Origin of the sequence: Paenibacillus silagei (assembly GCF_017874735.1) — a bacterium.
Classification (GTDB): Bacteria; Bacillota; Bacilli; order Paenibacillales; family Paenibacillaceae; genus Paenibacillus_AQ; species Paenibacillus_AQ silagei.
In genome coordinates, this window is record NZ_JAGGLV010000002.1 from 271,390 (window position 1) to 282,946 (window position 11,557).

At 53.3% G+C, this 11,557-nt stretch carries 8 protein-coding genes; all 8 read right to left on the reverse strand.

The genetic code is table 11. From position 1 onward, the window contains the following. Positions 1-387: 387 nt before the first annotated feature. A complete protein-coding gene (mglC, locus tag J2Z70_RS04545) occupies positions 388-1,395 on the reverse strand; it encodes a galactose/methyl galactoside ABC transporter permease MglC (RefSeq protein WP_209869871.1) in 1,008 nt (335 codons plus the stop codon). Positions 1,396-1,504: 109 nt separating this feature from the next. After that, positions 1,505-3,016, reverse strand: a complete 1,512-nt coding sequence (locus tag J2Z70_RS04550) for a sugar ABC transporter ATP-binding protein (protein ID WP_209869874.1) — start codon at positions 3,014-3,016, stop codon at positions 1,505-1,507. A gap of 161 nt (positions 3,017-3,177) precedes the next feature. Beyond that, the gene (locus J2Z70_RS04555; RefSeq protein ID WP_209869877.1) at positions 3,178-4,248 is read right to left on the reverse strand and encodes a galactose ABC transporter substrate-binding protein; all 1,071 of its coding nucleotides are present in this window, start codon (positions 4,246-4,248) and stop codon (positions 3,178-3,180) included. Between the two features lie 365 nt (positions 4,249-4,613). Continuing rightward, entirely contained in the window at positions 4,614-5,636 is a 1,023-nt protein-coding gene (locus J2Z70_RS04560) for a substrate-binding domain-containing protein (RefSeq protein WP_209869880.1), read from the reverse strand. After that, positions 5,633-7,459 (reverse strand): sensor histidine kinase, encoded by a 1,827-nt coding sequence (locus J2Z70_RS04565; protein ID WP_209869882.1) that lies wholly within the window; start codon positions 7,457-7,459, stop codon positions 5,633-5,635. The genes J2Z70_RS04560 and J2Z70_RS04565 overlap by 4 nt, the downstream gene beginning before the upstream one ends. A 2-nt stretch (positions 7,460-7,461) precedes the next feature. Beyond that, positions 7,462-9,111 carry a response regulator transcription factor gene (locus J2Z70_RS04570; RefSeq protein WP_209869885.1) on the reverse strand — a complete coding sequence of 550 codons (1,650 nt, stop codon included), beginning with the start codon at positions 9,109-9,111 and terminating at the stop codon, positions 7,462-7,464. A 344-nt stretch (positions 9,112-9,455) separates the two neighbouring features. Beyond that, entirely contained in the window at positions 9,456-9,920 is a 465-nt protein-coding gene (locus tag J2Z70_RS04575; RefSeq protein ID WP_076079220.1) for a GNAT family N-acetyltransferase, read from the reverse strand. Further along, positions 9,910-11,100 carry a formate-dependent phosphoribosylglycinamide formyltransferase gene (gene purT / locus J2Z70_RS04580; RefSeq protein ID WP_209870218.1) on the reverse strand — a complete coding sequence of 397 codons (1,191 nt, stop codon included), beginning with the start codon at positions 11,098-11,100 and terminating at the stop codon, positions 9,910-9,912. Before purT ends, J2Z70_RS04575 begins: the two co-directional genes overlap by 11 nt. Between the last annotated feature and the right edge of the window lie 457 nt (positions 11,101-11,557).

Below are 11,557 nucleotides of genomic sequence, written 5' to 3' on the forward strand. Positions count from 1 at the left end.
ATGTAGGCACGTGTATTCTAATGATTTGGAGCAACGCTGCGACAAATCCGGGCAAGCCAAAAAGCGTTTGCGAGATACCGCAAACGCTCTTTGCCTGCCTTCCCCACCCTTGGTGAGGTGATAGGAGTACCGGAGGGGATGTGAGATTGGAGGTGCGTAAGCACCCGATGAGTTCTTGAATTCAATCGTAATGGAATTTGATCTGTGAACTGTTTCCCGGGTAGAAGGTAAGTGGCGGAGGGGATTTTGGAACTGGAGGAGCGGTAGCGTCCGCCTTTGTCTGCGGATTTCAACCGCTAATAAGCGGTATGAATCAAGAAATCTGCAGACAACAGCGGCCGGAAGTCCAAAACTCACCGCAGGTACGGATCATCACCGAACCCCAAGCTATTTTTTCGATGAATATTTCCGCATATCAAACGATACCGCAGCGATGATGATCAGACCTTTGATGATCAGCTGGTAGTAAGGGCTGATGCCGATGAAGGTCAGGCCGTAGTTGATCAGGGTGAAGATGATAACCCCGACCAGGACGCCTGGAACGGTACCAATCCCGCCGGTAGTGGATACGCCGCCGACAACGCAGGCTGCGATGGCGTCAAGCTCGTACATGTTACCATAGTTGTTGGTAGCGCCGCCGGTTCGGGCTGCTTCGAGCACACCAGCAAGACCGTACAGGGCACCAGCGATGGCGTAGATGTAAATCAGGTTCTTGGAGACATTGATCCCGGATACCTTGGCTGCCTGCATGTTGCCGCCGATGGCGTACATGTTCTTACCCAGCTTGGTTTTGTTGAACAGCACCCAGACTATGGCTGCAACGCCGAGGGCTATAAGTACGATGTACGGGATGGAATATTGGCCGCTGCCGATGAAGCCGGAGCCGATGTTGGTGAAGTCAGGACGCAGGCCGCCGATCGGCTGGGACTGGTTAGGGTCCATATCGAAGTACAGGGAGTTCAGACCGTATACGATCAGCATCGTGCCCAGAGTGGCGATAAACGGCGGAACGTTCAGCTTGGAGACGATAATCCCGTTGACGAGCCCGCAGAGCAGACCGGCCACAATGGCGATCAGAATCGGCAGCCAGACCTGCACCTGTGGCAGATCGGGGAAGAAGCGGCGGGAGTAGTCGGGAATCTGCAGCATGGAAGCTGAGATGACAGCAGTGAAGCCGACCACCCGGCCTGCCGACAAGTCGGTCCCGGCGGTGATCAGGATAAAGGCTACCCCGAGTGCAATAATAACGCGTGTGGAGGACTGGATCAGTACATCCCGCAAGGTGTTGATCGACATGAAGCTTGGCTCGTATATGATGATCCCCATAATCAGCAGGATCAGTACGATGTAGATTGCGTTTTGAGTCACGAAGGACTGCGCTCTTTTAATAGTCATAATTGTGTTCCTCCTTAATTGTTACGCGAAGTTTAAGCATTCGTTGCTGAGCTTCTTCAGCCTTGCATCTGCCCTATGGTCTTCGCCGTCCTGTGAGTGCAGCTCCTGATTAATGCTGAGCAGCGAGTCGCATTACTTCGGTTTCTGTAGCCTGCGCACCTTCTAATATCCCTGTCAGCCGTCCTTCGGACATCACCATGACACGGTCAGACATCCCCAGCAGCTCAGGCATTTCCGAGGAGATCATGATGATGCTCTTCCCCTGCTTCGCCAGGTCGGCAATGATCGTATAGATCTCGAACTTCGCACCGACGTCAATTCCGCGTGTCGGCTCATCGAGCAGCAGCACCTCGGGCTCAGTGAGCAGCCATCTGGCCAGCAGCACCTTTTGCTGATTCCCGCCGGATAGATTCATAATCTGCGTCTTGGTCGTTGGCGTTTTGGTGCGCAGCTTTTCAATCATTTTATCGACTTCAACCTTCTTCTTGCGGCCGTTCAGCAGCAGATAAGGCGTCTTGTAGCGGTCAAGGTTGGCAATGGCGCCGTTCTCATGCACAGACAGCACCGGAAAAATCCCTGTCACGCGTCGCTCCTCGGTCAGCAGGGCCAGGCCGTGTTTTTTGGCATCCTGCGGAGAATTAATCTTCACCTTCTTGCCGTCAATCGAGATGGAGCCGGATTTTACTGCACGCAGTCCGAACAATGCTTCAATAACCTCAGTTCGCTGTGCGCCGACCAAACCGCCGACACCCAGAATCTCCCCGCGTCTCAATTCGAAGGACACATCCTTGAAGGATCTGGGCTCGGGTGAGGTCAGACCTTCTACCTTCATGAACACCTTGCCTGGAACATTAGTACGCTCCGGGAAACGGTTCGTCAGATCACGCCCGACCATCTTGGAGATAATCAGGTCCGTGGTCAGTTCGGCCGAGGGCCAGGTGCCGATCTTTTTACCATCACGCATAATCGTCACTTCATCGGAAATCTCCAGGATTTCTTCCATTTTGTGAGATATATAGATAATAGCTACGCCTCTTTTTTGCAGGTCCCGGATGATCCGGAACAGATGCTCCACTTCCACGCTGGTTAAGGACGAGGTTGGCTCATCCATGACAATCACGCGGGAGTGAAAAGAGACCGCCTTCGCAATTTCGATGGATTGGATCTTGGATACAGACAGCTTGCCCACCAGTGTTTCGGGATTCAGGTCGATATCCAGATCTTTGAATAAGCTTTCAGTGTCGGTGAACATTTTTTTGTGGTCAATGAACTGCAGCGGCCCAATGCCTTTGGTCGGAAAACGTCCCAGCCAGATGTTCTCCATCACGCTGCGGAAAGGTACAGGGTGCAGCTCCTGGTGGATCATCGAGATACCGTGCTTCAGTGCTTCGCTCGAACTCGTGATGGAGGCCTTCTGGCCATCCAGGAAGATCTCACCGGCATCCGGTGAATAGATTCCAAAGAGACATTTCATCAGTGTGGACTTGCCTGCCCCGTTCTCGCCCATAAGTGCATGAACCGAGCCCGGACGAACCTTAATGCTGACTCCATCCAGCGCCTTCACGCCGGGAAATTCTTTGGTAATGCCGTTCATTTCCAGCAAAAATTCCGTATTTGCCATGTTGTTACGCCCCCTACGCTTTTTGTCTTTTTCCATGAGAGGCACAGCGGTTCCATCCTGCTCCCTACCCGTAAGGAATTCCGGAGAGCGCATTGCAGCGCCCTCCGGGACTGGTATCTATGATACGTATCTGTATCTGTAGCCTTGCACCAGTTAACGGATTACTTGGCGTCTGCTACGTTGTCTTTGGTAATCTTTTTGTAAGAGATCCATACAAACTGGTTGTCTGTGATGTCGAAGCCTACGTTCTCTTTGGTTGGCGTTTCGCCTTTGGCCAGCAGAGCGGCCAGGGTGATCGCTGCTTTACCTTGGTTGTTGGCATCGTTCAGTACGGTACCCAGCATCGTTCCATCCTGCAAAGCTTGAACCGCAGGAGCTGTTGCATCCACGCCTACAACCGGCATGTATTTGTCGCCGCTGAAGTAGCCTTGAGCCTTCAGGGCTTCGATCGCGCCGAGTGCCATATCATCGTTGTTGGCCAGTACGGCTTCAATCTTGTCGCCATGGGAGCCGAGGAAGGCGGCCATTTTCTCCTGGCCTTTTACACGATCCCACATCGCGGTATCTTCAGCCAGCTTCTCCACCTTGATGCCTGCATCTTCGATTGCCTGGATGGAATATGTGGTGCGAAGTTCTGCATCCTGGTGTCCCGGTTCGCCCTTCAGCATGACATACTGCAGCACGCCGTCGCCGTTCTTGTCCGCTTCGGGATGTGCCTTCCAGTAGTCCACGATCAGCTGGCCGGACATGGTGCCGGACTCTTCAGCTTTCGCACCTACATAGTAGACTTTATCCCATTTCTTCATATCTTCCGGCAGCGGCTCGCGGTTCAGGAAGACCACCGGAATGTTCGCTGTCTTGGCTTTGTCAATGATGACGCCCGCAGCGGTGCGGTCTACCGGGTTGATCAGCATGCCGTTATATTTCTTGGTGATGAACAGATCCACCTTATCGTTCTGTGTAGGCTGGGAATTCTGGCTGTCTACGATATCAACAGTGGCAATGCCCTTGGCAGCAGCATCGATGGCGTTGCGGACACCCGTCATGAACGTGTCGTCGAATTTGTAGATCGCTACGCCGACCTTCGGAGTCTCAGCCGAGCCCGAATTCGCCGTGTTAGGCGCAGTTCCTGTGTTAGCAGGGTCAGCCGCCTTGTTATTGTTGCCGCCGCAGCCTGCGAGAGCAGCACCCAGCAATGCACTTGCAAGTAGAACGGAAGTGATTTTTTTCATGTCTAATTGACCTCCTGAGGATATTTCTTTATTTGGGATGATCCCGGTGTGTCCCGGGTACATCCTTATTATGCCCTACGTGAAAACGGTTGCGAATATAAAATCCTACTCATTTCCATGAAAATTCTACTATCAATATACATTGAACTAATGGTTTTTTATGTTTTGGAATTAGCCGTGACTCCAGAGAAGTTTTGGACTTCCGGCCGCTGTTGTCTACAGATTTCATGATTTTATACCTTTTTTAACGGTTGAAATCCGTAGACAAAGGCGGTCGCTACCGCTCCTCCAGTTCCAAAATTCCCCTCCGCCACTTTTCCTTTAACTTAAATTTTTGTTCAATCTATATAGATCTTAAATTTCTGCTACCGGACAAACGGGAACAGCAGCTTCTGATTCTCCGGCCACAGCATATTCTCCAGATCAATGAGCTTGGTGCCCGTGTCCACGCGTTCGGGGATATCCATGCCTTCGAGCGCCTCCACGGCATATTTCACCGCCAGATACCCGTTGCTGAACGGATTTTGAATGACGGTCGCCTGCACCGTGTCATCCTGAAGCGACTCCATCATGGAGGGCGAGCTGTCAAAAGCAATCATTTTCACACTATCCCTATCAAGGCCCTGAATCACCCTCGCCGCGCCTTGTGAAGCAATCTCATTCAGAGTGGCAATGCCGCGAAGCTGAGGATACTTGTTCAGCATCTCCCGGGTCAGATTTTCGGCGTCGGAGGTGCTGGAGGAGGTGTAGGCGATCTGTACGACCTTAACGTTAGGAAAGCGGGCGGCATAATTCAAAAAACCCTTTTCCCGCTCATCTGCATCCCGCGCACCATAGTCGATGCTGCCAGTCTTGCCGGAGTCCGGGGTAAGCGACGAATTGGTGAAGTTAATAATCCCGATCTCGCCATAGCCCTGGAGCAGCTGAATCAGCCGCTCGGCGGACTTCTGTCCGGCCTCGTAGCCGTTCGACCCCACATAAGTCCGAACCTTGGCCGAGCCAACCTCCGCATCGACGGAGATCACCGGAATTCTGGAATACGCCGCCTGGTCCACGACCTGCGCCAGTCCCATATAGCTGCTGGCCGCGAGTATAATCACATCTGCTTTCTCCTGGATGGAATCTTCCACCATGACGACCTGCTCCTCAATATCACTCTCCGAATCCGGCGCTTTGAACGTCAGATTGACATTGAATTCCTTGGCCGCAGCCTCTGCTCCGAGCTTCAGGGTGTTCCAGTAATCCCCTTTGTTCATCTTGACAATCAGGTGGATATTCCGCGTCTTGCTGGTGCTGATATAGGCTGGCGAGGCATTGAAACAAGAGGACACAGAGATCCACAGTACTCCGCACAGCAGCACGGTGAGCCATACACGCACGCTTTTCACAGGTTCGTCTCCTCCTTCTGCTCATCCATAGCCTCTCCCGCCGGGCGGGCCGGGAACACAATCGTAACAACCGTCCCCTCTTCCAGCTCACTCTGAAAAGCAAGCCCGTACTCCCGCCCGTAATACAGGCCGATCCGTTCGTGCACATTCCGGACACCGACCCCTGATCCGCTGGTGCTTTTGACGCTTCCGCTTAAAATGCCGTTCACCGTCTCCTTGGACATCCCGAGGCCGTTGTCGCTGACCCTGATGATGATTAGCCCGTCCTGAAGCCCGGCGGTGATCGAGATCAGCCCCTCGTCCGGCATCATTTCGATCCCGTGATAGAGCGCGTTCTCCACGATAGGCTGCAGAATCAGCTTAATCGTCTGGCACTCTAGGACCTCTTCCTGCGCCGTGATCTCATAACGGAATTTATTCCTGAAGCGGAAGCTCTGAATCACCAGGTAATGGCGGATATGGTCCAGCTCTTCCTGGATGGTGATAATATTCTTGCCTTTGCTGAGGCTGATGCGGAAGAATCTGGAGAGCGACTGGATCATGGTGACGACTTCATCCGTTTTGCCGCGTTCTGCCAGCCGGATGACGGAATTCAGCGTATTGTACAGAAAATGCGGGTTGATCTGCGATTGCAGCACCTCAAGCTCACCCTTGCGCTTCGTCTCCTGCTCATAAATGATCTGCTCCATCAGCTGGCGGATACGCTGGAGCATCATGTTAAAGCGCCTCGACAGCTGCTCTACCTCATAGGCTCCGCTAACATTAATCGGCGTATTCAGATCCCCCTCCGCCACCTGCTTCACGGTACGCTCCAGCTTGCGGATCGGGCTGGCAATCAGCCAGGACAGGAAGACCGACACCGCAATCACGCAGACCAGAACAACACCAAGAAACCACGCCAGGAACTGGTTCAGATCCCGCTTGGTGGTGACAATCTCATCGTAATAGGCGACCCCGACAATCTTCCAGCCGGTCTGCGCCAGCGTGCGTACGGTAATAAAGCGCTTCTCCCCGGTCGATTCGTCCAGATAGCTGCGGTAGGCGTATTCCAGCACCGGCTCCACATTCTCATACTTCAGCCCGGCGTAGATGAGCTGCTGCTGCGGATGATAGACGATATTGCCGAGCGGGTCGAGGATGTAGGCATAGCCTCTTTTGCCCAGCTTGACCTGCTTACTAAGTTCGTCAATCGTTCTGAAGTTGAAGTCCAGCAGCAGCACACCGGTTCTCAGCTCCCCGTTCTCCCTGTATTGAATCAGCTTGGAGATGGAGACCACCCACGTATACCTGCCCTTGAACAAATTCTGGATATGCGGTGCGGAATAGGAGATCTCCGAGGTATGCTTGGCTGTGGTGAACCAGCTCTGGCTCTCAAGCCCTGTGTTCATGCGCATCGTCTGCCCCGGCGTCCCTACGACATACTGCCCCTGCGGGGTAAAAACAGCCACTGACACCAGATCCTCGCGGCTGCTCATCAGTGTATCCATCCGTTCATAGAGCAGCGGGGAATCGATGGAGGGCGTAGAGGTAATCTGCTTCTCGGCGGTCGCAAAAATACTGCCCATCCCCTTCACATACAGCTCCAGGTTATAGTTCACCTGCTCGATGATCTGCTGCATGTTGAGATTGGCATTCTCCTCCGCCGTGTTGGCGAACTTGCCGTACAGCATCACACTTACAATCACGGCCACTGCCGCAGTCACCGCCATGAACGTCAGCATGATGATCAGCTGGATACTCCGCAGCTTCGAGGACAGGCGCAGCCTGCCGCTCTTGCGGGACCCCGGCCGCAACGGGAAGAAATAACCCCTCGGCTTGTTCATGGCTATTCTCCCCGCGCGCTGTTCTTATACTCTTTGGGGGATTGTCCGTATTTCTTGCGGAAGCAGAAACTGAAATAGTTCGGGTCGGCAAAACCGATCCGCTCGGCGATCTCGAACGCCTTCAGCTCGGTGGAACGCAGCAGCTCCTTGGCGGCCTCCAGCCGGATCTGCAGCAGATAGCTGACGAAGGTCATCTTCATTTCTTTTTTGAAAATGCTGCTGAAATAGCCTGTGCTGATATGCAGATGCTGGCACACCCTGCCGATGGATATATCGGATTCTTCATAGTGGCTGCGGATATATTCCTTAGCCTGGTCAATGAGCTGCTTGTAGCTCGACTGGCGCTCCGAAGCGATGGAATCCATCAGCCGGCTGCATACGGTAATAATCCACTGCCGGGCTTCTTCCAGGTTGTTGAATTTATTCATATCGCTAAGCGAGGTCAGGCCGGGTCCGATAAAATCATTCGTTCCGCTCCCAGATTCCTTCGCCACCCGCAGAATGGAGGTAATGATCTCCAGCAGGAAGATCTGATAATCCTGCGCCGAGGCCTGCTCCGTATCCAGTCCCCGGAACAGCTCGTCCACTACTTCCCGTAGCTCCTGAATGGTGCCCAGCTTGATCGTACGGATCAGCGACTGTTGGGTCAGCTCATCATAGTCCAGCATCCGGCTGGACCGCGATTCCACATCCTCAATCCAGATGACCCGGTTGTTGCCGAGGATCAGCCGGTAATCAAGCGCTTGCAGCGCATCCCCGAAGGAATGGAACAGCATGGACGGTGCCTTGCAGACGGTTCCGGCCCCGGCGGTTACGGTAAACTTCAGGAAGCGCTGCACATTCTGGCAGATCTCTTCGAGAATGGCGAAGGTTCTGGCGGTAATGTCGCTCTCCTCCGGGCTCTGGCTGACCGAGAGCAGCACAACATCATCCCGGTGGATGAATACCTTGCCGAAGCCATGCTTCTGGCAGATCTCCTCCGCGATGTTCAGCACAGCATAGAGCTGGAGATTACGGTCGCCGGTATCCCGCAGGGACACGGGCTGCTGAGCTTGAACGGCGGAAGAATGGTCCGGGCGGATATAATCGATGCTGATCACGGAGGACTGGAAGCATTCTCCGGTGAGGGGGATGCCGTACTCTGTGCTTTTCTCGGCGATCTCTGCGGAGCGCAGGCGGCGGGACACGAGGGTAGAGAGGAACTGCTCGCGCAGAACGGGCAGGCTCTTGCGGTAATGCTCGCTCAGCACGAACACATTCTCCTTCTCGGCGATCTCGGTCTCGATCGTGGCGCGAACCTTCAGCAGAACATCAATCAGCTCCTGGGACGAGAAGGGCTTCAGGATATATTCATCAATCTGCAGCTTAATCGCCTTCTGGGCGTATTCGAATTCATCATAGCCGGTCAGAATGATAATCTTCGTATTCGGATGGCGGCTGCGTATCCATTCTGCAAGCTGCAGGCCATTCATGAAGGGCATCTGAATATCAGTAACGACCACATCCGGCAGCAGCCGGTCGATCGCATCCGCCGCCTCCCGCCCGTTCTCAGCCTGCTCAACGACCTCGAAGCCGTACTGCTCCCAGTCAATCTGGGCGATAATGCCTTCTCTTACATCTTCCTCGTCTTCGGCGAGTATTAATTTGTACATGCTTCATCCCTCTTCGGCATAGAATATGGAGGTTCACAGAACTATAATAGCTGATTCAAATGGCCCGATCTATGGTTATATTAAAAAGGCCGCAGCCCGCTCCAGGGTAGCTCATACGCAGGGTAATTTACTATATAGGCTGCCTACATATTATGCAAGGAAATATTGTTTGCATTCGAAGAGTATGGGGAAATACGAATAGAAGATTATTGTGAAATATGACTAGTGAGAGGGTAGAGTCGGGGCCAGCGGATTCAGGGGTATTAGTGCACCTTATTTGCTTCACCCCCAAAAAAACCATCCCGATTACGCCGGGATGGGGATGTTCGGTTACACGTATAGGATTATAGCAGGGCTTTGTTGAAGCGGTAGCCTGTTGTCTTTTCAAAACCGATATGGCGGTAAAACGCATGTGCAGGTGCACGTTCAACGCGATTGCCGCTCCGCAGGAACAGCTGGCAGCAGCCCTGATGGCGTGCCCATTCTTCCGCTGCAGCTACGAGTCTTTTGCCAAGGCCTTGTCCTCTAAGCTCCTCTGCTACGATCAGCGCGGTAATCTCCGTAATACAATCGGCATGCTTGTAGTAGGACTTCACCTGCCGTAAACCGATCATTCCCACAACTTCGTTATTGAGCTCTGCGACGAGTGTGCAGTGGAACGGATCATGCTCCATGCCTTCCATTCTCTCTTTCATCACGCTAAGCGTTGTCGGATAGCCGAATTCACGCAAAAGGGCTGTCACTCTCTCCAGATCATTCATGCCGCATTTGCGAATTTGCAGTACCTGCTCCTGAGTACTACTGTTCATCCTTGTATACCTCCACTTGTAGCTTAGACGCAGCCTGCTTGGCCGTCATCCGCGCGATTTCAATATCTTCCGCTGAACTGAGTGTTACTGCCATCCGCCGTCCCGGGCGGATCTCCGGCTTGCCAAATATCCGGACCTGCGTGCGGGGAAGGGCCAGCGCCTCTTCAATCCCGGTCACCGCAAAAGCTTGTCCGGCTCCATCAGTCTTCAGGGTGGCCGAAGCTCCCGGTGTCAACAAACGTACCGCTTCCAGCGGAAATCCAAGAATGGCTCTGACATGCAGAGCAAATTCCGACAAATCCTGCGTAATCATTGTAACCATACCTGTGTCATGCGGCCGGGGGGACACTTCACTGAACAGAACCCCATCCGCGGTGAGGAATAATTCTACTCCAAAAATTCCATAACCGCCAAGCTGATCGGTAACCTTCCGGGCGATGGCCTCAGCCTCTTCCAGCTGCGCCCCGCTCATCTGATGCGGTTGCCAGGACTCTACATAATCGCCATCCTGCTGAATGTGGCCGATCGGCGGACAGAATACGGTTCCGCTAACCGAGCGGACGGTAAGCAGTGTGATCTCGCTCTCAAACGTAACAAAAGCCTCTACGATGACGCGTGTTCCCTTCGCACGAGCGCCTTCGAGCGCCGTATTCCAGCAGCCTTCCGCATCCTCAGGTGTTCTGCACACGCTCTGGCCTTTGCCGGAAGAGCTCATGATCGGCTTAATGACACAGGGCGTTCCCAGCTCCGATACTGCCTGGCGTAGTTCGTCCAGACTGTCAGCAAACCGGTAGGCTGCTGTAGGTAGGCCCAGCTCTTCTGCCGCCAGACGGCGGATGCCTTCGCGGTCCATGGTCAGCCGTGCAGCACGGGCAGTAGGAACAACCAGGAATCCTTCTTCCTCCAGCTCCACCAGCGCTCCGGTAGCAATGGCTTCAATCTCCGGTACAATCAAATCGGGCTTCTCTGCACGGATAAGCTGCTTCAGTGCCTCTGCATCAAGCATGTCCAGTACATAAGAGCGGTGGGCGACGCCCATCGCGGGTGCCGCTTCATAACGATCCACAGCTACGGTCTCTACGCCAAGGCGCTGAGCTTCGATAATGACTTCCTTACCCAGTTCACCGCTGCCGAGCAGCAGCAGCTTTTTACTCCGGGCTGATAAAGGAGCTCCCCACATTGTCGACTCCAACCTCTTTTCGCAAATTTGTCTGCTGACTTCTCTGTTTCTGTAAAATGTCGCAGTTTGATTGTAAATTTTCAGTCTTCTTTATTTTCATCCATCATCCACCAGATTGCAAGCATTCTTCGACATTTTCCTACAAACTTCACAGATGGCTGTTCAACAGACTTGTGAAAACGGTTTTACTGTCCCTTTTAGGGGGCAGCACCATTTCATTGAGAAATACAAGGATATGTTATCAAGTGCATGGAACAAATTCATCCTAACGGATGAATGGGATTACCTGCGCTCCGGCACAATGTATGCTGTTTTTCACATACATTTGAGCCTTGCGCCTGCTTGAGAGCACAATGTATGCTGTTTTTCACATACATTCGGGCCACGCGCCTGCGTGAGAGCACAATGTATGCTGTTTTTCACATACATTCGGGCCACGCGCTTGCGTGAGAGCACA